The sequence below is a fragment of the Streptomyces sp. NPDC059002 genome, from assembly GCF_042740435.1.
GTDB lineage: Bacteria > Actinomycetota > Actinomycetes > Streptomycetales > Streptomycetaceae > Streptomyces.
The window spans coordinates 87,750-109,568 of the sequence record NZ_JBHYJI010000030.1 but is presented as its reverse complement, the minus strand read 5'-3'; the positions used below and the strand labels follow the sequence as shown (position 1 = coordinate 109,568).

At 71.3% G+C, this 21,819-nt stretch carries 22 protein-coding genes; 5 read left to right on the top strand and 17 right to left on the bottom strand.

Annotated elements, in window-relative coordinates:
- Window positions 1–123: 123 nt before the first annotated feature.
- From ACFWZ2_RS25565 to ACFWZ2_RS25525, 9 genes are all read right to left on the bottom strand, one after another.
- On the bottom strand, window positions 124–1,203 hold the full coding sequence (locus ACFWZ2_RS25565; RefSeq protein ID WP_384549379.1) for a 2-aminoethylphosphonate ABC transporter substrate-binding protein: 1,080 nt from the start codon (window positions 1,201–1,203) through the stop codon (window positions 124–126).
- Window positions 1,204–1,245: 42 nt separating this feature from the next.
- Window positions 1,246–2,073 (bottom strand): ABC transporter permease, encoded by an 828-nt coding sequence (locus tag ACFWZ2_RS25560; RefSeq protein ID WP_384549377.1) that lies wholly within the window; start codon window positions 2,071–2,073, stop codon window positions 1,246–1,248.
- Window positions 2,060–2,932 carry a 2-aminoethylphosphonate ABC transporter permease subunit gene (locus ACFWZ2_RS25555; RefSeq protein ID WP_384549376.1) on the bottom strand — a complete coding sequence of 291 codons (873 nt, stop codon included), beginning with the start codon at window positions 2,930–2,932 and terminating at the stop codon, window positions 2,060–2,062. Before ACFWZ2_RS25555 ends, ACFWZ2_RS25560 begins: the two co-directional genes overlap by 14 nt.
- On the bottom strand, window positions 2,925–3,977 hold the full coding sequence (locus ACFWZ2_RS25550; protein ID WP_384549374.1) for an ABC transporter ATP-binding protein: 1,053 nt from the start codon (window positions 3,975–3,977) through the stop codon (window positions 2,925–2,927). The genes ACFWZ2_RS25555 and ACFWZ2_RS25550 overlap by 8 nt, the downstream gene beginning before the upstream one ends.
- Complete coding sequence (locus tag ACFWZ2_RS25545) at window positions 3,977–4,672, bottom strand: HAD family hydrolase (RefSeq protein WP_384549372.1); 696 nt, start codon at window positions 4,670–4,672, stop codon at window positions 3,977–3,979. The genes ACFWZ2_RS25550 and ACFWZ2_RS25545 overlap by 1 nt, the downstream gene beginning before the upstream one ends.
- A 5-nt stretch (window positions 4,673–4,677) precedes the next feature.
- Window positions 4,678–5,802 carry a TIGR03364 family FAD-dependent oxidoreductase gene (locus tag ACFWZ2_RS25540; RefSeq protein WP_384549370.1) on the bottom strand — a complete coding sequence of 375 codons (1,125 nt, stop codon included), beginning with the start codon at window positions 5,800–5,802 and terminating at the stop codon, window positions 4,678–4,680.
- 138 nt (window positions 5,803–5,940) lie between these two features.
- Window positions 5,941–6,750, bottom strand: coding sequence for a GntR family transcriptional regulator (locus ACFWZ2_RS25535; protein WP_384549368.1), 810 nt, complete (start codon window positions 6,748–6,750; stop codon window positions 5,941–5,943).
- A gap of 128 nt (window positions 6,751–6,878) precedes the next feature.
- On the bottom strand, window positions 6,879–8,105 hold the full coding sequence (locus tag ACFWZ2_RS25530) for a hypothetical protein (protein WP_384549366.1): 1,227 nt from the start codon (window positions 8,103–8,105) through the stop codon (window positions 6,879–6,881).
- A 303-nt stretch (window positions 8,106–8,408) separates the two neighbouring features.
- Complete coding sequence (locus ACFWZ2_RS25525) at window positions 8,409–9,527, bottom strand: ROK family protein (protein WP_384549365.1); 1,119 nt, start codon at window positions 9,525–9,527, stop codon at window positions 8,409–8,411.
- Window positions 9,528–9,583: 56 nt separating this feature from the next.
- Between ACFWZ2_RS25525 and ACFWZ2_RS25520 the strand changes: the two genes are divergently transcribed.
- The 4 genes from ACFWZ2_RS25520 (at window position 9,584) to ACFWZ2_RS25505 (ending at window position 12,566) form a co-directional block, all read left to right on the top strand.
- Complete coding sequence (locus ACFWZ2_RS25520; protein WP_384549363.1) at window positions 9,584–10,672, top strand: Gfo/Idh/MocA family oxidoreductase; 1,089 nt, start codon at window positions 9,584–9,586, stop codon at window positions 10,670–10,672.
- Window positions 10,669–11,139 carry a heme-degrading domain-containing protein gene (locus ACFWZ2_RS25515; RefSeq protein ID WP_384549361.1) on the top strand — a complete coding sequence of 157 codons (471 nt, stop codon included), beginning with the start codon at window positions 10,669–10,671 and terminating at the stop codon, window positions 11,137–11,139. Before ACFWZ2_RS25520 ends, ACFWZ2_RS25515 begins: the two co-directional genes overlap by 4 nt.
- Window positions 11,140–11,230: 91 nt before the next feature.
- Window positions 11,231–12,145, top strand: a complete 915-nt coding sequence (locus ACFWZ2_RS25510) for a radical SAM protein (RefSeq protein ID WP_384549359.1) — start codon at window positions 11,231–11,233, stop codon at window positions 12,143–12,145.
- A gap of 10 nt (window positions 12,146–12,155) precedes the next feature.
- Window positions 12,156–12,566, top strand: a complete 411-nt coding sequence (locus tag ACFWZ2_RS25505; protein WP_384549357.1) for an NUDIX hydrolase — start codon at window positions 12,156–12,158, stop codon at window positions 12,564–12,566.
- Here the strand turns inward: ACFWZ2_RS25505 and ACFWZ2_RS25500 are convergent.
- From ACFWZ2_RS25500 to ACFWZ2_RS25470, 7 genes are all read right to left on the bottom strand, one after another.
- Window positions 12,538–14,280, bottom strand: coding sequence for a hypothetical protein (locus tag ACFWZ2_RS25500; RefSeq protein ID WP_384549355.1), 1,743 nt, complete (start codon window positions 14,278–14,280; stop codon window positions 12,538–12,540). The genes ACFWZ2_RS25505 and ACFWZ2_RS25500 overlap by 29 nt on opposite strands.
- Before the next feature lie 46 nt (window positions 14,281–14,326).
- Window positions 14,327–15,082, bottom strand: a complete 756-nt coding sequence (locus ACFWZ2_RS25495) for a trypsin-like peptidase domain-containing protein (protein WP_384549353.1) — start codon at window positions 15,080–15,082, stop codon at window positions 14,327–14,329.
- Between the two features lie 194 nt (window positions 15,083–15,276).
- Window positions 15,277–15,879 carry a hypothetical protein gene (locus ACFWZ2_RS25490; protein ID WP_384549351.1) on the bottom strand — a complete coding sequence of 201 codons (603 nt, stop codon included), beginning with the start codon at window positions 15,877–15,879 and terminating at the stop codon, window positions 15,277–15,279.
- A gap of 108 nt (window positions 15,880–15,987) precedes the next feature.
- Complete coding sequence (locus tag ACFWZ2_RS25485; protein WP_384549349.1) at window positions 15,988–16,845, bottom strand: fumarylacetoacetate hydrolase family protein; 858 nt, start codon at window positions 16,843–16,845, stop codon at window positions 15,988–15,990.
- A 113-nt stretch (window positions 16,846–16,958) separates the two neighbouring features.
- Window positions 16,959–17,720: a YidC/Oxa1 family membrane protein insertase gene (locus ACFWZ2_RS25480; RefSeq protein WP_384549347.1), complete on the bottom strand. Its 762-nt coding sequence runs from the start codon at window positions 17,718–17,720 to the stop codon at window positions 16,959–16,961.
- 106 nt (window positions 17,721–17,826) lie between these two features.
- Window positions 17,827–18,147 carry a DUF6412 domain-containing protein gene (locus tag ACFWZ2_RS25475; protein ID WP_384549345.1) on the bottom strand — a complete coding sequence of 107 codons (321 nt, stop codon included), beginning with the start codon at window positions 18,145–18,147 and terminating at the stop codon, window positions 17,827–17,829.
- A gap of 72 nt (window positions 18,148–18,219) precedes the next feature.
- Window positions 18,220–18,750, bottom strand: coding sequence for a winged helix-turn-helix transcriptional regulator (locus tag ACFWZ2_RS25470; RefSeq protein ID WP_384549344.1), 531 nt, complete (start codon window positions 18,748–18,750; stop codon window positions 18,220–18,222).
- A 107-nt stretch (window positions 18,751–18,857) separates the two neighbouring features.
- On the opposite strand from ACFWZ2_RS25470, the gene ACFWZ2_RS25465 reads away from it, so the two are divergent.
- Window positions 18,858–20,309 carry an MFS transporter gene (locus tag ACFWZ2_RS25465; protein ID WP_384549342.1) on the top strand — a complete coding sequence of 484 codons (1,452 nt, stop codon included), beginning with the start codon at window positions 18,858–18,860 and terminating at the stop codon, window positions 20,307–20,309.
- Between the two features lie 11 nt (window positions 20,310–20,320).
- On the opposite strand, the gene ACFWZ2_RS25460 is transcribed toward ACFWZ2_RS25465, so the two are convergent.
- Window positions 20,321–21,811 carry a sodium:solute symporter gene (locus ACFWZ2_RS25460; RefSeq protein WP_384549407.1) on the bottom strand — a complete coding sequence of 497 codons (1,491 nt, stop codon included), beginning with the start codon at window positions 21,809–21,811 and terminating at the stop codon, window positions 20,321–20,323.
- Window positions 21,812–21,819 lie beyond the last annotated feature (8 nt).

The window sequence follows — 21,819 nt, the reverse complement described above, 5'->3', positions numbered from 1 at the left end:
CTCCGGCAGAAGGGGGTGGGGGGACGCGCACGCCAACGCCCCTGGAGAACCAGGGGCGTTGGGTCCATACCCGTTATCTTTTCGCTACCGAACCCCTGGGGCCAGGGGTACGACGGTGAACTCTCAGCTACCGGTCGCCGACTTCCAGTCCTCCACGTACGAAGGAAGGTTCTTGGAGATGTCGGCCCAGTCCGGCTCGAAGATCTCCACACCGTCGACGATCTTGTCGAGGGCGACCGCGTTGGCGTCGGTGGCCTTGACGTCCTTGCGGGCCGCGAAGCCGCCGCCGATCTCGCTGACCTGCTGCTGCGCCTTGCGGCCGAGCAGATAGTCGAGGAACTTCTTCGCGTTGGCCTCGTGCGGGGCCTTGGTGACGAGCCCGGCCGCGTACGGCAGCGCGAAGGTGGTGGGCTTCTTGCCCTCCTTGGCGGGGAACCAGATGCCGAGGTTCGGCATGTCCTTGGACTGCGCGTAGTTCATCTGCACGTCACCGTTGGCGGCGAGCAGCTCGCCCTTGTCGACCTTGGGCGCGAGCTTGCCGGTGGAGGCGGACGGGCCGACGTTGTTGGTCTGGAGCTTCTTCAGGTACTCCATCGCCGGCTCCTTGCCGCCGAAGTCGTGCATCGCCTTGATAAGTACGGCGGTGCCGTCGCCCGCGACGCCGGGCGTGGAGTACTGCACCTTGTCCTTGAACGAGCCGTCGGTGAGGTCCTCCCACGTCCTGGGCGCCTTGCCGCCCGCCAGCTCCTTCTTGTTGTAGATGAAGCCGAAGTAGTTGTTCACGACGGAGGTCCACTTGCCGTCGGCGGCCTTGTCGGCGCCGTCGACCTCCTCGGACCCCATGGGCTTGTACGCCTTCAACAGGCCCTTCTCGTCGGCCTGCTGGATGAAGGGCGGCAGCGTGATGATGACGTCGGCCTGCGTGTTGGACTTCTCGCGGACGGCGCGCTGCACCATCTCGCCGGAGCCGCCCTCGACGTAGTTCACCTTGATGCCGGTCTTCTTCGTGAAGTCCTTGAAGACCTGGTCGTACCAGCCGTCGCCGTTCTCGCCCTTGAGGCCGTCGGCGCTGTAGACGGTGACGGCCTTCTCGTCGGAGGCCGCGGAGTTGCCGCCGCACGCGGTGAGGGATCCGGCGAGGACGAGGCTGCCGGTGACGGCGGCGAGCGTGCGCGGGTGTCGGGCTCGGGTAAGGCGGGACATGACGTTTCGTACTCCTTGAAGAACCGTGGGACGGGGGTGAGTTCAGCGATAGGAGGCGCGGGTGCGCAGACGGGACACGGCGAAGAGCACGAGCAGCGTCGCCGCCATCAGGACCACCGCGACGGCGGCACCGGTGAAGGTGGAGCCGCGGTCGGTGGCCGCGTAGATCCGCACGGGCAGCGGCATCCAGTCCGGCGGGTAGAGCATCATCGTGGCGCTCAACTCGCCCATGGAGAGCGCGAAGCAGAGTCCGGCGGCCGCGGTCAGGGACGGCAGCAGCAGGGGCAGCTTCACCTTCCACAGGACGTACGAGGGACGGGCACCGAGCGAGGCGGCGGCCTGTTCGTACGCCGGGTCGAGACGCACGATGGCAGCCGAAACCGACTGGTAGGCGAACGCCGTGACAAGAATGGCGTGCGCGAGGATCACGATCCAGCGCGTGCCGTTGAGGATCATCGGCGGCTTGCTGAACGCCACGAGGACCGCGAGACCGACCACGACGGACGGCACGGCGACGGGCAGCATGAACAGCGCGTCGAGCAGCCTCCCCCAGAGCTTGGACAGCCTGGGGGCACCCCCTCCGCCCTTCCGCAGCGAGGCGGCGGCGAGCGCGGCCCACGATCCGACGGTCAGCGCGAGCAGACTGGCGCCGACGGCGGTGACCAGGCTGGTGGTGAGCGCCTGGAGCGACTCCCCGCGGGTCGCCGACGCGTAGTGCTCGGCGGTGAACCCGGAGGGGAAGGCACCCGACCAGTGCTCGGAGAACGACGCCGCGAGGATCACGAGGAGCGGCAGCGCGAACAGCGGAAGGAAGAAGACGAAGAAGAGGACCCAGGTGGCCCACTTCCCCTTGCGGCTATGCACCAACACGACGGCTCACCACCCGGTACAGGCCGTAAAGACCCACGGAAATCGCGATGTTGACGACGGCGACGACACACGCCGCCGGATAGTCGGACTCCAGGATCGCCTTGCCGTAGACGAGCATCGGCAGGGTCGTGACGCCCTTCGCCCCCGTGAACAGCACGATCCCGAACTCGTTCAGACACATGACGAGCACAAGACTCCCGCCGGCCGCGAGCGCGGGCAGCGCCTCGGGCAGGATGACGCGCCGCACGATCCGCCACGGCCCGGCGCCCAGGCTGGACGCCACCTCCAGCTGCGCGGTGTCGATCTGCGAGAACGCGGCGAGCAGCGGCCGCATCACGAACGGCGTGAAGTACGTGATCTCCGCGAGCAGCACGCCCCACGGAGTCGTGAGGAACTGGAACGGCCCCTCGGCGGCCCCGGTCGCATCCGTCCAGACCCCGTTCGCCATGCCCTTCGTCCCATAGATGAACAGCAGGGCGAGGGTGATCAGGAAGGACGGGAAGGACAGGAAGACATCGATGAACCTCGACACGGCCTTCCCCCCGGGGAACGGCACAAAGGCGATGACCAGCGCGAGCGCGAACCCGAGCACCAGACACCCCACCGTCGCCCCCACGGCCAGCCACACGGTGGTCCCGAGCGCCTCACGGAACGCCTCGGACGCGAACACGTCCGAGTAGGGCTGGAGGGAGGTCCCTCCGGTGTCGGGTCGCAGGGACTGCTGGACGACGAGGGCGAGGGGGTACAGGAAGACGAGGGCGAGCACGGCGACGGGAGGCAGGGCCCACACCCAACGGGGCATCTGCGGCGCCGACTTGGACTTCTCCCCGGGTACGGCGGTGAGCGTCGTGCTAGCCATCGGTCACCCCTGCGGACAGCAGCACCGCGTCCTCGGGCGCGAAGTGCAGGACGACCTCGTCCCCCAGCCCCGGCGGCGCCTTCAGCTCGCGGACATCCGCCTTCACCGCCTGCCCCGCCACATCGACGTACAACCGATGCGTGGCTCCCCGCCATTGGACCTCGGTCACCCGCCCGGTGACCGCGTTGGGCCCGTCCCCGAGCCCCACCAGATGCGGCCGCACACACAACGTGGCCGTCGCACCGGGGGCGGCCTCCCCCGTGCCGACCTTGACCTCGACCCCGCCGAAGGAGACACCCCCGGACCCCACCGTCACCGCGAGGAGATTCGCGTTGCCCACGAAGGACGCCGTGAACTCGGTCCGGGGCGCCCGGTACAGCTCCTGCGGCGTCCCGCAGTCCCGCAGCCGCGCCCGGTCCATGACGGCGATCCGGTCCGCGAGGGTCAGCGCCTCCACCTGGTCATGGGTGACGTACAGAATGGAGACGTCGGGCAACTCCCGGTGCAGCCGGGCGAGTTCGGCGAGCATCCCCGACCGCAGCTGCGCGTCGAGCGCGGACAGCGGCTCGTCGAGGAGCAGCACCCCGGGCCGGATGGCGAGCGCCCGTGCGATGGCGACCCGCTGCTGCTGTCCGCCGGACAGCTCGCGCGGGTACCGCTTCGCGTACGCGGCCATCCCGGTCATCTCCAGGGCCTCGGCGACCCGCCCGGGGATCTCCGCCTTCGCCACCTTCTGCGCCTTCATGCCGAAGGCGACGTTGTCGGCGACCCGCATGTGCGGGAAGAGCGCGTACTGCTGGACGACCATCCCGATGCCCCGCCGGTGCGGCGGCAGCCCCGTGACGTCGCGGTCGCCGATGAACACCCGCCCCGACGCGGGCCGCACGAAGCCCGCGACGGCCCGCAGCGCGGTGGTCTTGCCGGATCCGGAGGGCCCGAGCAGGGCCATGACCTCGCCGGGTTCGACGGTCAGGTCGAGGGAGTCGAGGACGGTGTTGCCGCCGTAGGCGACGGAGACCCGGTCGAAGCGGATGCCGCTGCCCATCAGCCGACTCCCCTGAGTATGTCGGGCAGTTCGCCGACGGAGCCGAGCACGTGGGTGGCCCCTGCCTCGCGCAGCGCGGCGTCCCCGTGGGCGCCGGTCAGCACCCCGGCGACGACCGAGGCACCCGCCCGTACGCCACTCTTCATGTCGTACGCGGTGTCACCCACGACAGCGACCTCCTGCACGCCCGCCACCGCACCGGTGCGCAGGAACGCGCTGAGCACCATGTCCGGGTAGGGCCGCCCGCGCCCGCCCGCGTCGGCGGGGCACAGGGTGAGCCGGACGAGGTCGCGCCAGCCGAGCGCGTCGAGGATGGCGTCCTGGGTGACCCGGGCGAACCCGGTGGTCAGGACGACGGTGCGCCCTTCCGCCGTCAGCTCCTCGATGGCTTCGCGCGCCCCGTCGATCGGGGCGATGCGCCCACCGTCCACCAGCGCCCCGTACGCCTTCTCGAAGGCGGCGTTGGCCTGCTGGGCGAGCGCCTCCTCGCCGAACAGGTGCCGGAAGACGGAGATCTTGGACTCGCCCATCGTGGCGCGCACGTACTCCAGCTTCGCGGCGTGGTCCGCGGAGCCCGGCTCGACGCCGAGCTCCCGCGCGGCGGCGGCGAAGGCCTGCTCGACCAGGCCGCCGTCGGCGACGGTGGTCCCCGCCATGTCGAGCACGACGAGGCCGATACGGTTGTTCGCGGTCAACTCCCTCACCATCCCAGTTCGTTGGCAGTCTGCTCGGCGATCGCGGGCGAGCAGGTCATGCCGCGCCCGCCGGGCCCGGTGACCAGCCACACCCCCGGGCGCAGCTCCTGCCGGTGCACGACCCGGCTGGTGTCGACGCACTGCGCGTACACCCCGGCCCAGCGCCGCCTGATCCTCGGCAGCGGGCGGCCCAGGAAGCCCTCGACGACCTCGGTGAGGTGCTCGTAGGGGTCTTCGAGGGTGTCGAAGGCGAAGGGGTGCTCGTACTCGTGGGTGTCACCGATGGTCAGGCCGCCGTCCTTGCGCTGCACCATGAGCAGCTGCATCTTGTGCGCGGCGGCGGTCGGCGTCTGGGCCTGTCCCGCGTTGAGCGCGTCGAGCGCCTCGGACTTGTACGCCGGGTAGTAGCGGAAGCTGTCGGCGTCGGCGACGGACGTGGTGAGCGGCTCGCCGAGCGGTTCGGTCTGCATCATCTGCAGCCGGACGCGGCGCACGGGCAGGTCGGGGCCCGCCAGTTCGCGCACCAGGCCGCCGAGCCAGGCCCCGGTGGCGAGCACGACGACGTCGCCGGTGTGCACGTCGCCGTGGTCGTCACGCACGCTGCCCGCGCCGACGACCTCGCGGACCTCGCGCCCGGGCAGGAAGGTGTAGCGCGGCGACTTCAACAGGGCTTCACGGAGCCGCAGTTGGGCGGTGCGCGGCTCCACCGCGGCGTCCCGCTCGCACCACAGGGCGGCGCTGAACCCGCCCCGCAGGGCCGGATTGAGGACGCGTGCCTCCTCGGCGGCGAGCAGCTTGTAGCCGCGGGCGGCCGCGTCGGGGCGGGCGAGCGCCGCGTCGGCGACCGCGCGCTCGCGCTCGTTCCGCACGAGGGTCAGCGAGCCGTTGGCCCGGAAGCCGAGCCCCGGCACGCGCTCACCGATGCCTTCCCACAGCTCCCTGGCGCGCAGCGCGGTGTCGAGCTCCTCGCCGCCCGCGCGGCCGCTCACCCATATCTGCCCGAAGTTGCGCAGCGACGCCCCGCGGGCCTCGCTCTCACGCTCGATCTGTACGACCTCGTGGCCGCGTTCCACTGCGTGCCAGGCGTGCATGGTGCCCACCACGCCGGCTCCTACGACGATGACTCTCACGGCGGCAACGCTCCTGGGGGTTGGTGACCCGCGCGGGGCCGAGGGGCAACGGGACGGTGAACGGCCACCCAAGGTTGGCCTAGACCCGTTACGTTTCCGTTATCGTCGTGGGTCGATCGCCGCTCGTGGAGGGCCCGTTCAGCCGTTGTCGTCGGCGCCCCGCGTGTGGCCGAGATGCGTGGTGAACGAGAACCGGTCACCCCGGTAGAGGGTCCGCACCCGCTCCAGCGGGCGGCCCGCCGTGTCCCGGGACAGCCGGTGGATCAGCAGCATGGGCAGCGCGGGCGGCGTCCCGATGAGCAGCGCCTCGCGCGGCGTCGCGAGCACCGTCTCGATCCGCTCGTCGGCGTCACCGAAGGAGATGCCGAGCCCGTCGCGGAGGTAGGCGTAGAAGGACGAGTCGGGCTCGAAGTCCGCGTCGAGCCGGGGCACTCTGGCCACCGCGACATAGGTGCTCTCCAGGCCGACCCGCTCGTCGTCGGCGAGCAGCACCCGCTCCATGTGCCAGACGGGCTCGCCCGCCTCGGTGCCGATCTCGGCGGCGAGCGCGGGCGGGCACGGGAAGCGGTCGAGGGAGATGAGGTTGCGGCCGGGGGTGCGCCCCTGCCGCCGTACGCCTTCGGTGTAGCTCGCGAGCGACAGCGGCTGCTCCAGCTTGGGGCCCGCGACGACGGTGCCGCGGCCCTGCCTGCGCAGCCGTCCCTCCAGGAGCAGTTCGCGCAGCGCCTGCCGCACGGTCTCGCGCGCCACCTCGTACCGTACGGCGAGGTCCCGCTCGGTCGGCAGCGGCTGCCCGTCCCCCAACTCCTCGATGAGCGCGGCGATCCTGGCCTTCACGGCGTAGTACTTGGGGATGCGTCCGTGCTCGGGGATGCCGGAGCGCACGGGTGCGCCCGGTGCCTGGTCGAGCAGGTGGGCGGGGGTCTGTGCGGGGTTCGGGTTGTCCACCCGGGGATGTTCGCAGACGTTCGTGAACACGAAGGTGAACCGAAGGTGACCGCGCCCGCGGCCGCCGGTGGTGCATCGGCTGGGGCGGCGCGGGCGCGGTCTTCCGGAAGGTGGCGGGAACGGCTGGTTCAGCGCTCTCTGGCCCGAAAGCGCCGAGATCCCACCACAAGGGCACCGCCGGCGAGGAGGAAGGCGCCGGCGGTGGCCCCCAGCCCGAGCAGAGTGCCCGGGCCCGTCTGTGCGAGCTCCTTGGCGGACGGCGTTCCAGGGCCGTCGGCCACGATGTCGAACGGGTAGTCGTTGGACTCGCCGACCCAGTCGCCGTCGTCTTCCCTGCGCTGCACGAGCGCGGCGGAGGCGACGACGTGATTGGCCTGTGTGTCGGAGGTGAAGGCGAGCCGGACCTTGACGGTGACCGTCTTGCCGGGGCCCACCGTGAAGCCCTCGAAGCCGTCGTCGAAGACGCCGATGTTCTCGTCCTGGTCGGTCTTCTCGAACGGCACGGGCCGCCAGCGCGTCCCGTCGTGGAACTCCAGCTGGATCTGGCGCGCCTGCAGCGTGTGGCGCTGGTCCACGAGGACGAGGACCGGGTGGATGTTGCCGCAGGAGTCACCGGTGGTGTTGGTGAGGTCGATCGTCCAGTTCCGGTAGCCACCGCCGGGGTGGTAGGTGGCCGGGCCCTCGTGGATACGGGTGTCGATGGGGAAGTCCGCGCTGTCCGCGGGGGCGCAGGTGGGCCGGTTCGCGGCCCCGGTGTCGACCAGGGACTCGCGGGGGCGGGCCTCCTGGGCGGTGGGACGGTTGACGGTGGCGGGCGGACGGGCGGTGGTGGGGCTGTCGGGGTTCTGGGCGGTGCCCGTGTCGTTGGGGTTCTGGGCGGTGCCGGTGTCGGCCGGGTTCTGGGCGGTGCCGGTGTCCGCCGGGTTCTGCGCCGTACCCGTGTCGTTGGGGTTCTGCGCGGTCCCCGTGTCCGCCGGATTCTGCACCGTGCCGGTGTCGTTGGGGTTCTGCGCGGTCCCCGTGTCGGCCGGATTCTGCGCCGTACCCGTGTCGTTGGGGTTCTGCGCCGTGCCCGTGTCCGCCGGATTCTGTGTGGTCGACGCGGGCTGCTGCTGGTTCGGCTGTTGCTGGTTCGGCTGCTGCTGGGACTGGGGGAACTCGCTCGCCACCCCGGCTTCCGCGGCACAGGACGAGTCCTCGATCACCGCGTCCAACACCCCGGTCACCGCGCAGATTTGGCTGCCAATGATGCTGCTGCCCTCGTCCGCCACTGCGGGTGCCCCGGCCACGGCGGGCGCGAGGGTGGCGGCGGCTGCGGCGGTGACGCCGAAGGCGAGAGAGCTGCGGAATCGCATGGAAGACCTTTGCTGAACTGGGCGCGGAACAGGTGACGAGCGAGCCGCCGACCGGACCAAACACCCTCCCCCGTCATGGAGTTGGTGCCGCCGAAGGACCTGCCGTGCGCCACAGGAGCCGGGTGGACGAGGAGGAACCGGGCGGAACCAGGGGGGAATCAGGGGGAAGGACGCGGGCGGACGACGGCCGGAATCCACCGGTCGTGGCCCGAGACCCTGCCACGCACGCGCGACCTCACCGGCACGCCACCGCCCGATAGGACCAATCGGCGGCCCAAGTCCCCTCGATCAGCCGAGTTTCCGTCAATTCCGATTGGCGGGAAAGGCCACATTCTCACGGCCGAAAACCGGCGCGAGAACCAGCTGGGCCGCCCCCTCCGCAACCCCACGCGCCCCTCCGGGGGCCGGCACGACGGGCACCCGCGCTCCCCCGCCGCCGCGCCGGACGCACTCGGCGACGACGGCGCCGACGCCGCGTACGAAGAGGTCCTCAGCAGCGAGAACGGTCCGGCCGCCGAGGAGCACGCGGTCGATGTCGAGCAGCCCGACGAGGTTTCCCGCGGCCGCGCCGAGGACCCGCGCGGCCTCGTCGAGATCACCGCGGGCGACCGCCGCGAGGCACAGGGCCTCGACGCAGCCCCGGTCGCCGCATGCGCAGGGCGGACCGTCCAACTGCAGTACCTGGTGGCCGAATTCACCCGCCCCGGTGCGGGCGCCGCGATAGAGGGCGCCGCCGAGCACGAGTCCCGCGCCCAGCCCGGTGCCCAGGTGCAGATACGCGAAGGACTCGGCGGCGCCCGCGAGCGCGAGGCCGAGGGCGGCCGCGTTGGTGTCCTTGTCCACCACGACGGGCAGTCCGAGGCGGCCCGCGAGCGCGTCCCCGAGCGGGTATCCGTCCCACGCGGGGAAGCCGGTCACGCGGTGCAGCACTCCGGCGACGTGGTCGAGCGGCCCGGGCAGCGCGACGCCGACTCCGGACACCGCGCCGTGCCCGGCCAGGAGCGCACGGACCTCCCCCGCCGCCGCGTCGACGACCGCGTCCGCACCGGCGGCGAAGGCGAGCGGGGCGCGGCGTTCGGCGACGACCGCGCCCGCCAGGTCGACGAGGACCGCCGTCAGCTCGTCGCGGTCCAGGTGGAGGCCGACCGCGTGGCCCGCGTCGGGGACCAGGCGCAGCACGGTGCGCGGCTTGCCGCCCGTCGAGGCGCGGCGGCCCGCCTCCGCGGCGAGGCCCTCGGCCCGCAGTCTCGCGGTGATCTTGCTGACCGCCTGCGGGGTGAGCCCGGTGCGCTCGGCGAGTTCCAGACGGCTGATGCCGCCCTCGCCCGCGGCGCGCAGCAGATCGAGCACGAGCGCGGCGTTGTGGCCGCGCAGCGCCGGCAGGTTCACTCCGGAGCTGGCCCGGTTCACGTACGACTTCACAGGGCCATTGTCCCTTCCGCTTGCACTTTGGCAACACCGTTGCTTAAGTGGACGACATGACTGGTACAGGCTCAGGCACCCCCCTCCGCGTCGGCCTCGTCGGATACGGCCTCGCGGGTTCCGTCTTCCACGCCCCGCTGATCGCCGCCACCGACGGCCTCGTCCTCGACACCGTCGTGACGTCGAACCCGGAGCGGCAGGCGCAGGCCCGCGCCGAGTTCGGCGACGAGCTGCGCTGTGCGGCGTCGGCCGACGAGCTGTGGGAGCGGGCCGACGAGCTCGACCTGATCGTCGTGGCGTCGCCGAACAAGACGCATGTGCCGCTCGCCACGGCCGCCCTGAAGGCGGGCCTGCCGGTCGTCGTGGACAAGCCGATCGCGGGCACCGCCGCCGAGGCCCGCGGCCTCGCCGCCCTCGCCGACGAGCGCGGGCTCCTCCTGTCCGTCTTCCAGAACCGCCGCTGGGACAACGACTTCCGTACGCTGCGCGCACTGATCGCCGAGGGCGAGCTGGGTGACGTATGGCGCTTCGAGTCCCGCTTCGAGCGGTGGCGCCCGCAGCCCAAGGGCGGCTGGCGCGAGTCCGGGAACCCGGAGGAGATCGGCGGTCTCCTGTACGACCTGGGCAGCCATGTCGTCGACCAGGCGCTCGTGCTCTTCGGCCCCGCGGCGAGCGTGTACGCGGAGTCGGACGTGCGCCGCCCCGGCGCGGAGGCCGACGACGACACGTTCATCGCCCTCACGCACACGAACGGCGTCCGCTCGCACCTGTACGTCAGCGCGACGACCGCCCAGCTCGGCCCGCGCTTCCGCGTCCTCGGCGCGCAGGCGGGCTATGTGAAGTACGGCCTCGACCCCCAGGAGGCGGCCCTGCGCGACGGCAGGCGGCCCGCGACCGACGCGCCCTGGGGCGTGGAGCCCGAGGGGATGTGGGGCCGGGTCGGCTCCGGCGAGTCCCCGCTGACCGGCGGCGGCCGCCCCACCCCGACGCTGCCGGGCGACTACCCCGCGTACTACGCCGCGATCGCCGACGCCCTGCGCGGCACCGGCGAGAACCCCGTCACCGCGCACGAGGCGGCCGCGGCCCTCGACGTCCTGGAGGCGGCCCGCCGCTCGGCCCGCGACGGTGTGACGGTGACGCTGTGACGACGCCCCCGCCCACGGTCCCCGAACTCGAGGAGCAGGAGCGGCGCCTGGTCCTGCCCCGCTTCACGCACGCCGACGCCTGGACGCTCGGCACGCTCCTGGTGGACCTGGCCCGCGAGCGCGAGGCCCCCGTCGCGATCGACATCCGGCGCGGCGGACAGCAGCTGTTCCACGCGGCGCTGCCGGGATCGACGCCCGACAACGACGCCTGGATCGACCGCAAGCGCCGGGTCGTCGAGCGCTACGGCTGCTCCTCGTATCTCGTCGGCTCCCGCTTCCGCGCCAAGGGCACGACGTTCGAGGAGTCGTCGCGCCTCGACCTCGACGTCTACGCGGCCCACGGTGGCGCGTTCCCCATCGCGGTCGAGGGCGCGGGGGTGATCGGCACGGTGGTCGTTTCCGGGTTGCCGCAGGTGGCGGACCATGCGCTGGTGGTGGAGGCACTGGAGCGGTTCATCGCCGGGTAGCGGGGGCGGTCGGCGCCGCCCGGCCGCTGCCAGACTGCCGCAACCACCCGCGCCCGCGCAGCCGTAACAGAATTGTTCAGCGATTCGGGTGATGGCGGCCCGCAGGCGACTCGCGGACCCCCTATTGTCGCCTTCCATGCAACTGCCCCCCTTCGTCGATCTACGCCCCGTCGGCCGTTGCAATTTGAGTTGCCCGTTCTGCTTCGGGCCCCGCCACGAGGTGGAATCGATGAGCGGGGACACCGCCCTGCGCGTCGCCGCCGTCCTGCGGGACGGCGGCGTCCAGGGCGTCGTGATCTCCGGCGGCGAACCGACCCTGCTGCCCTATCTCCCGGATCTCGTACGGGAGTTGAGTGATCCCCTGCCGGACGGCCGACGGCCCCGCGTGGTCCTCAGCACGAACGGGCTCGCCCCGCTGCGCGCCATGGAGCGCGTGCTGCCCGGCCTCTCCTGGCTCGCCCTGCCGCTGGAGTCCAAGGACGAGGCGGAGCACCGGCTGCTGCGCACCGGCGTCGCACCGCACCGCGACAGGGTGCTCGGCCTCCTCAAGGAGGTCCGCAAGAACCACCAGCACGTCCGCGTCAAGCTGGGCACGGTGGTCACCCGCCTCAACACCAAGGGCGCCCCGGAAGTCCTCGACCTGATCGAGGACGCCGGATCACTCCCCGACGTGTGGAAGGTCTACCAGATGTCCGAGACCAACTACGGCGCGGACAACCGGGATTGGCTCTCCGTCGAGGACGCCGAGTTCGAGGACGTGGTGGCCCGCTGCCAGGAGGCGGCCGACCGGCGCGGCGTGCCGCTGCGCGTCTACCGCAACTCCACCCGCACCGGCAGTTACTTCTTCATCGACCCGGACTGCGAGATCGTCGTGGTCGACGAGGATGGGGAGCGCAGGACCGGGAATCTCTTCGAGAGGCTGGCACAAGGAACGCTGCGTCCCGCCGAGCTGATCACCCCGGCACGGAATGCCGAGAACTTCGACGGTACGTACCCGGACGCATGAGGAGCTCCCGATGACGGCACACGTACGCGTAGGGGTCCAGGCGATCGTCCGCCTCGGCGGCGACGTCCTGCTCGGCCTGCGGGCCAACTGCTTCGGCGCCGGCACCTGGGGCCTGCCCGGCGGCCACCTGGAGGTGGGCGAGTCCCTCATGGAGGCCGCCCGCAGGGAACTCGCCGAGGAGACCGGCGTGCTCGCCCTCGATCTGCGGGTCGCCTGCGTGACCGACCCCGACCCGGCGGCGAACCACCACATGCAGGTCGGCGTGGAGGTCGTCGACTACACCGGCGACATCCGCGTACGCGAGCCGGACCGCTGTCTGCGCTGGGAGTTCTGGCCCATGGACGCGCTGCCCGACGCGCTCTTCGTCGGCTCGGCCGGAGTCCTCGGGAACATCAGGGCCGGTGCCCTGCACCGCCCGTGAAGCCCTCCCCGCTCTCGGAGTCGTCGTCGCTCTTGCTGAGCCTGTCGTCGGACTGTGTCGCGAGCAGCGACCGCAGCCGCCCCTTGTGCTGCTCCTCGTTCACCCCGAACTGCTCCCAGGTGCTGGTCAGTTCCCACTGCGCGAGGAACGCCGCAAGGCTGTCCGCGTAGTACTTGCTGTCCTTGCGGAACCGGTGCTCGAAGACCATCAGGCCCCTGCGCGTGCGGTGCTGCGGATTCGTCGTGATGTACGGCTCGAAGAAGCTCACCTGCGAGGTGATCAGCGTCGACCCGGAGAGATCGGTGGGGGTCAGCTTCAGCTCCACCTGGCCGGGGAATTCCTTGCGCAGGGCGAGATAGGAACGGATGACGGGCCGGTACGTCTTTCGGTAATAGTCGCTGGCCTTCACCCGGTCCACGATGTTCTCGCAGGCCCGGTCCGATTCCGTGCCGTGGTGCATGAAGATCGCGAGATTGTTCCAAGGACTGCTGAGGATCACGTGGAAAAGGGCGCCGCGCTGCAGGGCCCGCCTGATCTGCCAGTAGAAGATGTCCAGGTCGTCGAGGAAATAGGAGGCTCCCGCGTGCGCGATGAGGCGGATGACATTGTTCTCCGCGTCGATCGCCGCCCGCTTCGCCTCGTTGCGGATGTCGTTCTCCTGCGGCGTATACGTGTGATCGATGAGATACGGCAGGTCGTCCGTCTGCACGGTCGCCTCCCGCAGATGCGCGAGCGCCTCCCGGATGGCCAGCGTCTGGGCGTGCCCCCGGCCGAGCACCTCCACCGCCATCTCCTCGGCCGTCTCGAGGAGGCACACCGCCCGCTGCCTGCGCAGCAGACTGCCCGAGCCGCCGCTCGCCGCGTCGAACTCGGCGACGGCCAGGGCCGCTTGGGCCACGATGGTCTCACGGTGGCGCGCCCCGAGGAGGGCGGAGGCGTTCAGCTTGACGATCTCCATCTGGCTCAGCTGGTGCTCGCTGCGCTCCACGTCGTGCGTGGCCGCCGCGGTCTCGAACTTCGCCGTGGCCAGGGCGCGGCGCGCGGCGATGGCCGTGGGGTGGTCGCCGCCCTTGAAGCGGATCACGTCGTCGGCCGACCGGCCGAACTGGTCCATGGCCACGTTGAGTTGGGCGATGTCCTTGCGGGACCTGGCGACTTCGAGGAGCACCCAGTCCGCGGTCATCCGCGCCTCGTCGTCCTCGTCGCCCCAGTAGGTGTCCAGCTCGCGTAACGCCTTGCCCGCCCAGACGTCGGCGTCCGCGATGTCGCCCATGCGCAGGCTGACGGCGCCCAAGTTGGCCAGGATCCTGCCCCGTTCGGGGACATTGCTGCCCCGCTTGGCCCTGCTGAGGGCGCAGCACAGGACGAGCTTCGACCGTTCCAGCTCGCCGTGCTCGGCTAACAGCGCGCCCAGTTCGTTCCAGACGGAGGCCCCGTACACCTCTCGGTCCGCCTCCGAGATCTCCATGTGCCGCAGCGTCGTGCCCGCCACGTTCAGGGACAGTGTCTTCATGCCGAGCGCGCCGAGCAGCTTGGCGAGGTGGGTGAGTTGTTCGGCGAAGCTCTGTTGGGACTCGGCGGCCGGCTCCGGCCTGCCGACGAACTTCACACAGTCCGCGAGGCGGTCCTTGTCGCTCCTGCGCGGCGCGGCCGGCGCGAGGAGCATCTCCTCGGCGACCTCGATGGCGCGGTCCAGGTATTCGGTCGTGGTCATGGTTCCTCCTGGGGTGCCGCCGGCCCGCTGCCGGTCGGGCGCGGTGTCAGCGGCGTTTCCACGGCAGTCTCACCAGGGACGAGAAGCCCGCTTTGTCGAGGGCGTCCCGCACCTCGGCCCTGACCCGCATCTCCTCCGCCGTCTCGATGGGTTCGAGGCGGTACGGGCTCACGGACAAGGGATACGGCTCCCTGCCCAGGCCCTCGATGCGAAAGCGCCCGAACCGACGGACGGCCTCGCGCACGGTGCCCGCGTAGACCGTCTTCGGGTCCGGGCCCGCTCCCGGCCGAAGTTTGACGATGAGCCCGAGGACGACGGGCGGCCTGTAGGGGTCACCGCGCTCCACCGGGCTCCCGGCGAACCTGTCGTAATCGTGGGGTACCCGGTAGCAGTCGAGCCGCAACGCGCTGACGCGGGCCCCATCATCCGTACTCCGGTACAGGCTGCCGACCTCGGCGACGCTGCCGCTCAAGTCGTTGCCGGTGTCGGGCAGTTGATGGGTCGCCTGCCACAGCTCGCCCTCGCGGGCCTCGTCGAAGCAGACTCCCGGGAGCTGGACATCCTCGTCCTTGTGGAAGATGAGCCTGAGCAGCGCGAGGTCGGAGAGGTCGTCGTACTCCTGTACCTCACCCATGGCCTGCTTGCCGTCCGGCAGACACAGACGCACCGCGTCGCCGCCCTCGAGTTCGTTCTCCTCGAGGCAGTGCGCCGCGGTGAGGGCGAAATCCCGGGTGAGCCGCACTCCGGACCCCAGCCGGCAGTCGTCCCGGTAGATTTCGATGAAGTACTCGTCGTAGACCACGGGTCACCCCCCGTACCGGACCCTGAGCGAACCCCCGCTTTCGCCCGGAAGACGCCATGGTAGCCAGGAACGGTTTCGGCCGCGCCACGCTATGCGCGCCTCTTGGCGAATATGCCGGGAGAAAGGCCGAATAGCGTTCTCCATTCGGCACGTCGGGCCTTTTCCGCCCCTTCGGCAACGGCGGCCCGTACGGTTCATTCCGTCCGCGCGGTCACTGCCGCCGCCTGCGGTCGGCCCTGTATCGCCCGCCTCTTGCGCCAGGCGTGCCGCTCCTTCACCTTCCACCACTTCGGCGGTCGTTCGACATGCACTTCGGCCCGCAGCAGCTCGATGACCCGCTTCTCGGCCGCACGCGATGCCGCCACGGACTCCAGGAACCTCACCCATCGCGGGTCGGACGCGCTCATCCGCGGGTTGACCTCCCGCCGGGTGCGCCAGAACCCCCACGCCAAGTTCCAGCCATTGAACGCCTCCGAAGCGCACTCGCAGGCCTCAAGGAGGTCGTCGGACCCGTAGATGTCCATGCGGGCCACCAGCGCCGTCATGTCGCCCAGCGGGTCCGGGGCGCCCGCGGCACGCTCGGGCAACTTGCCGAACTCCTCGACGTGGTCCCGCAGCTGCCCGATGCGGTGCATCACGATCACGGCCTCGTCGTAGACGTCCCGCCGCCGCGCCCAGACACGGTGCTCGTGCTCGCGCCTGCTGGTGGCGCGCTGGATGTACCAGGCGCTGGAGAAGGTGGCGAGGGACCCCAGCGCCGTGCCCGTGAGCGCGGCTTCGACCGCAGTCAGTCCCACGGCGCCATCATGCACCGGCCGCACACCGGGCGGCAGTCCGCGCTCCCGGCGCACCGGGAGCCAACTGCCGCCTGGGCGCGGGCGGTTACGCGTCGTGCGCGGGGGCGGTCACGCGTCCTTGAGTTCCTGGCGCTGGTGGCCGAGCCCGTCGATCTCCAGCTCCACGACGTCCCCGGCCCGCAGGTACGGCTTGGGCTCGGGCCGCCCCATCGCCACGCCCGCGGGCGTGCCCGTGTTGATGACGTCGCCCGGGTACAGGGTCATGAACTGGCTTACGTAGCGCACCACTTCGGCGACCGGGAAGATCTGGTCGGCGGTCGTGCCGTTCTGCTTCAGCTCGCCGTTGACCCAGAGCTTGAGGGAGAGCGCCTGCGGGTCGGGCACCTCGTCCGCGGTGACGAGCCAGGGGCCGAGCGGGTTGAACGTCTCGCAGTTCTTGCCCTTGTCCCAGGTGCCGCCGCGCTCGATCTGGAACTCGCGCTCGGACACGTCGTGCGCCACCGCGTACCCCGCGACGTGCGCGAGCGCCTCCTCCTCGGACTCCAGGTAGCGCGCCGTACGCCCGATGACCACGGCCAGCTCGACCTCCCAGTCCGTCTTCACGGAGCCGCGCGGCACCAGGACCGTGTCGTCCGGACCGACGACCGTGTCCGCCGCCTTGAAGAAGACGACGGGCTCGGCGGGCGGCTCGGCACCCGTCTCGGCGGCGTGGTCGTGGTAGTTGAGCCCGATGCAGACGACCTTGCCGATCCGCGCGAGCGGCGGCCCCACGCGCAGCCCCTCGGCCGCGATCTCCGGCAGCTCACCGGCGTCGGCGGCGGCCCTGATCCGGCCGAGGGCGTCCGCGTCGGCGAGCAGCGCGCCGTCGATGTCCGCGACGATCCCCGACAGATCCCGCAGCGTGCCACCGGCGTCGCGCAGTGCCGGGCGCTCCGCGCCTGCCGTACCGACTCGCAGCAGCTTCATGGTCAGACTCCATTCCCTTGGTAGCCCGGCCGATGGGTTGCGGCCATCGGAGGTTTGGTCGATCGTCCAAGGTCCCCGTCCGCTCTGCAAGACCCCGTTCACGTACTGGACCTTTACGCAGCGGTAGCGAGCGCCCCCGCCCCGCTCGGCATGTCCCGGTACAGCACCGCCCGCTCGACCGCGCTCCACGTCGTACTGGTCACCACGTACAGCGCGGCGGCCAGCGGCACCACCGCCACCGTGAACAGAGTCATGAACGACATCAGCGGCATCACCTTGGTCATCGCGGCCATGCCCGGCATCTGCTGGTCCCCGGCCTGCGGCTGCGGGGCGGTCGCCATCTGCCGCTTGGTGCGCCGGTAGTTGAACGTGGCGACGGCCGCGACGATCGCGAACAGGCCCAGATAGACGAGCCCCTGCGCCCCGAAGACCCCGCCGCCGGAGAGCGCGTCCGCCCAGCGCCCGCCGAGCGGCGCGGCGAAGAGCTTGTGGTCGAGCAGCGTGTTCGCCTCGCCGCCGATGCTCGCGTTCGAGAACAGGTGGTAGAGCAGGAAGAAGGCGGGCAGCTGGAAGAGGCTGGGCAGGCACCCGGAGAGCGGCGACACCTTCTCCTTCCTGTGCAGCTCCATGATCGCCTTCTGGAGCTTCTCCGGGTTCTTGCCGTGCTTCTTGCGCAGCTCGGCGATCTGCGGGGAGAGCTTGGCGCGGGCCTTCTGACCTCGGGCCGACGCCCGTGACAGGGGGTGGACGAGGAGTCGTACGCAGGCGGTGAACAGGATGATCGCGGCGGCGGTCGCCGAGGCGTGGAAGAGCGGGTCGAGCGCGTCGGCGAGGTGCTCGACCAGGCTGGCGAACACGGACATGAAAGCGGACATGGAGAAGCCCTCCGAGGGATGCGTCGTGCCGGACGGAAAGGCGATGGCGGACATCGCGTCGGCGTGACGACCCACGAGGGGCTTGCGGTACGGGTGTGCTGCGCCCCTACGCGGCCGTCAGGAGGGCACGGCCGGGTGCTCGGGGGCGCCTGCGGCCCCTGGCGTCGGGGTCGCGTTGCGGCAGGAAGGCGGTGCGCAGCTCGCGGTCGCGGATGGCCGTGCGCACTCTGGTGCGGGGCACGGCGGGCGCGCAGCGCGCGGCGATCACGGAGCAGACGGCGAGCGCGGAGCCGGCCGCGGCGGTCGCCGCGAGGGCGACGGCGGCGGTGAGGCTGCCGGTGTCGACGAGGACGACCTCGACGAGGAGGAACAGGAGGAGCAGGGCGGGGCGTACGGCTGCTTTCCAGCCGCTGATCATGCCGCGCATCGCCGGTCCTCCTCTCCTGGTGCTCGTCGTGCCGCAGTCAGCACTTGTCGTACTGCACGCGTCGTACTGCCGTTATACAGGATCCGTCTCGACGGGCTGCAGGAGCCTGCGGGGCCGCAGCAGTGCCCGGCTGACCGGATCGGCGGGATCGGGGTCGAGCCCCGGGCCCGGCATCATCTCGACGTCGCCCGGCGCGACGGGGACGCGGCAGACGGGGCAGTCCCCCGCGACGCCCAGCTCCGTGCCGCAGGCCGCGTGGCGGAAGTAGCGCAGCGGTTCGGTGCCGGGGATGTGGTCGCGCCCCCACAGGCCGAGCGCGCGCAGCGCGGGCCACAGGGCCTCGCCGCGCTCCGTCAGCACGTACTCGTGCCGCCTCGGCGCCTCGGCGCACGGCCGTTTGTCGAGGACCCCGGCGGCGACGAGCGTCTGGAGCCGCGCGGCGAGTACCGCGCGCGGGATGCCGAGGTGGACGAGGAAGTCGTTGTAGCGCCGCACTCCGTAGAGCGCGTCGCGGACGACGAGGAGCGTCCAGCGCTCGCCGACCACCTCGAGCGCGCGGGCGATCGAGCATTCCTGCGCGGCGTAGTCCTTACCCAGAGCCATGGCCCCACTGTAGTCACTTTCCCCGTACGAGGTTCAGTGAATGAACTTCGGATGCTACGGTCGCCTCACTTACCGAGTTCAATGACTGAACCTCGAAGGGCTGACCCATGTCCACCCGGCTCGTCCGCACCCCGTCGACCGCCCCGTCGCAGGCCACCGCGCCCCCGACCGCCGCCGCGCCCACCGAGGGGCGCCCGTCCGCCACCCTCGCCGTCACCAGCGCCGCCACCGCCGTGGCCCTCATGACGTACACCGCGCCGATGATCACGCTCCCCGACACGGCCGCCTCCCTGCACACCCCGCTCTCCGCCCAGGCCTGGCTGCTCAACGGCACGCCGCTCGGCCTCGCCGCCGTGCTCCTGGTCGCGGGCAGCCTCGCCGACGACCACGGCCGCCGCCGGATCTTCCTCTCCGGCACGATCGCGCTCGGCATCACCACCGCACTCGCCGCGCTCGCCGACTCGACCTGGCTGTTCACGCTGGCCCGCGTAGCCCAGGGCGCGGCGAGCGCGGCGATCCTCGCGAGCAGCCTCGGCCTGCTCGTGCACGCGTTCCCCGCGGGGCCGGGCCGGATCAGGGCCACCGGCATATGGGGCGCGTTCGTCAGCGGCGGCATCGCGGCGGGCCCACCGGTCGCGGGCGGCATCGCGGGCACGGGCCAGGACGGCTGGCGCTGGGCGTACGCCGCACTGGGCATCGCCGCCCTCGCGGTCGCCGCCTTCGTCCCTCGTACGCTGACGGAGTCCCGCGCCCCGCGGCCGGGACGCCCCGACCTGGCGGGCGCGTTGACGCTCGGCCTCGCGCTGACGTCCCTGGTCGCCGCGCTCACCCTCGGCAGGGACGGCTGGCTGCGCGCACCGGTCGGGGCGCTGCTCGTCGCGGCCGCGGTGCTGCTCGCCGCGTTCGTGGCGGTGGAGCGGCGGGGCCGCAACCCCATGCTCGACCTCGGCCTGCTGCGCCGCCCGCTCTTCCTCGCCTCGACCACGGGCGCCCTGTTCACCGGCTTCTCGCTGATCGCGCTCTTCAGCTACCTGCCGACGCTGCTCCAGCACACGCTGGGCCTCTCCGCGATGAACGCGGCCTGGCTGTTCGTGATCTGGTCGGGCACCTCCTTCCTGGTCGCGCTGCAGGCCAGGCGCCTCGCGGGCCGGGTCTCCGCACGCCACCAACTGGCCATCGGCTTCGCCCTGCACGCGGTCGCCGTCCTGACGATGCTGGGCGCGGCGTCGGCGGGTCCCGGCTCGGCGGGCTCCTGGCTCCGCCTCCTGCCGGGACTGCTCATCTCCGGCGCGGGCAGCGGCCTGCTCAACGCCGCCCTTCCGCTGCTCGCCGTGGAGTCCGTGCCCGCCGACCGCGCGGCGATGGGCTCGGGCGCCAACAACACGGCCCGCTACATCGGTTCGGCGGCGGGCGTCGCCCTGATGATCGCGGTGTCCACGTCCTCCGGCGACCTCGGGCACGGCACGGACGTGGCCATGACGGTCTCGGCGGGCCTCGCCGTGCTCGCGGCGGTCAGCGTGCTGCTTCTGAAGGAGCGGCGGTCAACGACCCGCCCCTGAAGGCGCAGTGGTCAACGACCCGCCCCTGAAGGCGCGGCCGCCCCGGAGCTGACGCCCTCCTCGTCGTCGAGGGGGTCGCGCGCCAGGACCTCGTCGTCCGGCCGGTCGTCCGCGTCGGCGGGCCCCGCGTACGTCACGACGAGCGCGACGGCGAGGTTGGCGGCGAGCGCGACGATCCCCGCGTTCACCCCGAACACCGGATCGTGCTCGCTGAAGACGAGCCCGCACACGATCGCGACCCCCACGACGAGCCCGCTCAGCGCCCCCGCGAGCGTCAACTTCCGCCACACGAGCCCGAGAAGAAGCATGGGCACCAGCTGGGCCATCCCCTCGTACGAGATCAGAGACAGCCGTACGAGGGTGTTGGGCGCCGCATAGGTCATGCCGAGGGCGAGCGCGCCCGCCACGACGACCACGCCCTGCGAGGCGAGCTTCTGCCGCAGGGGACCGCGCCACCGGGGCAGCAGCGAGAGCACGCTGCTGCCCCACATCGTGCCGATGACCAGCATGAACACGGCCATGGGCACGATGGAGGAGAGCGCGGCCGCGACCCCGATGACGCCGACGGCCCACGCGGGCAGCGAATCCACCACGAGCTTGAAGAGCGCGAGATTGGACTCGGCGCCGGTGAGCCCGGGCACGACGAAGAGCGCGGCCATGCCAAGCAGCATGGGGACGAAGAGCAGCACGTTGTAGGCGGGCAGCCAGATGGCGTTGCGCCGCAGCCCGTCGGCGCTGCGCGCGCCGAGATATCCGGCGACGGTGGTCGGGAAGATGACGACGGTGAGGGCGTTGAGGAACGACGTCGTGGCGAACCACGCCTCCCCATAAGGACTTCCGCCGCTCCCCGGCAGCGTGAGCCAGTCCGCCTTCTCCGTGACGATCCGGTCGAGGAAATCCCCGTACCCGTCGAAGTAATGCAGGGGTACGTAGAAGGCGAGGAATCCCAGGGTCCCGATGACGAGCACGTCCTTGAGCACGGAGACCCAGGCGCTCCCCCGCAGCCCACTCACCACCACGAACCCGGTGGTGACCGCAAACCCGATGAAATAGGCCCAGTTGAGGCTGATCGCGCCATAACTGATCGTCGACACGACGACACCCATGCCGGTGATCTGCAACTGAATGTACGGAAGCAGAAAGACGGTCACGAGAATCGCGATACCGGCACCGAGCCACGGCCGGGCGTAACGGTGGGCGACCATGTCGCTGATGCTGACGAGCCCGTGCGTGCGGGCGTAGTTCCAGAGCATCGGGCCGACCACGTATCCCACGGCGTATCCGCAGGACATATAGGCGACGACGTACAACACGGGCGCCCCGTAGTTGTACCCCCACCCCGCGGCGCCCAGATAACTGAAACTGGTGTACCCCTCCCCCGCCATCAGCACCCAGATGAACACGGCCCCCAGACTGCGCCCGCCCACCGACCACTCGGCGAGCCCGCCCTGCCGGCCACGCCCCCGGACGGCGGCGAGCCCGAGGGCGACGGTGCCGACCATGAAGACGG

Coding starts and splice junctions, on each gene's coding strand:
- ACFWZ2_RS25565 (WP_384549379.1), bottom strand. CDS start 1,203: ATGTCCCGCCTTACCCGAGCCCGACACCCGCGCACGCTCGCCGCCGTC.
- ACFWZ2_RS25555 (WP_384549376.1), bottom strand. CDS start 2,932: ATGGCTAGCACGACGCTCACCGCCGTACCCGGGGAGAAGTCCAAGTCG.
- ACFWZ2_RS25550 (WP_384549374.1), bottom strand. CDS start 3,977: ATGGGCAGCGGCATCCGCTTCGACCGGGTCTCCGTCGCCTACGGCGGC.
- ACFWZ2_RS25530 (WP_384549366.1), bottom strand. CDS start 8,105: ATGCGATTCCGCAGCTCTCTCGCCTTCGGCGTCACCGCCGCAGCCGCC.
- ACFWZ2_RS25520 (WP_384549363.1), top strand. CDS start 9,584: ATGACTGGTACAGGCTCAGGCACCCCCCTCCGCGTCGGCCTCGTCGGA.
- ACFWZ2_RS25510 (WP_384549359.1), top strand. CDS start 11,231: ATGGCGGCCCGCAGGCGACTCGCGGACCCCCTATTGTCGCCTTCCATG.
- ACFWZ2_RS25505 (WP_384549357.1), top strand. CDS start 12,156: ATGACGGCACACGTACGCGTAGGGGTCCAGGCGATCGTCCGCCTCGGC.
- ACFWZ2_RS25500 (WP_384549355.1), bottom strand. CDS start 14,280: ATGACCACGACCGAATACCTGGACCGCGCCATCGAGGTCGCCGAGGAG.
- ACFWZ2_RS25485 (WP_384549349.1), bottom strand. CDS start 16,845: ATGAAGCTGCTGCGAGTCGGTACGGCAGGCGCGGAGCGCCCGGCACTG.
- ACFWZ2_RS25480 (WP_384549347.1), bottom strand. CDS start 17,720: ATGTCCGCTTTCATGTCCGTGTTCGCCAGCCTGGTCGAGCACCTCGCC.
- ACFWZ2_RS25475 (WP_384549345.1), bottom strand. CDS start 18,147: ATGCGCGGCATGATCAGCGGCTGGAAAGCAGCCGTACGCCCCGCCCTG.
- ACFWZ2_RS25470 (WP_384549344.1), bottom strand. CDS start 18,750: ATGGCTCTGGGTAAGGACTACGCCGCGCAGGAATGCTCGATCGCCCGC.
- ACFWZ2_RS25465 (WP_384549342.1), top strand. CDS start 18,858: ATGTCCACCCGGCTCGTCCGCACCCCGTCGACCGCCCCGTCGCAGGCC.
- ACFWZ2_RS25460 (WP_384549407.1), bottom strand. CDS start 21,811: ATGGTCGGCACCGTCGCCCTCGGGCTCGCCGCCGTCCGGGGGCGTGGC.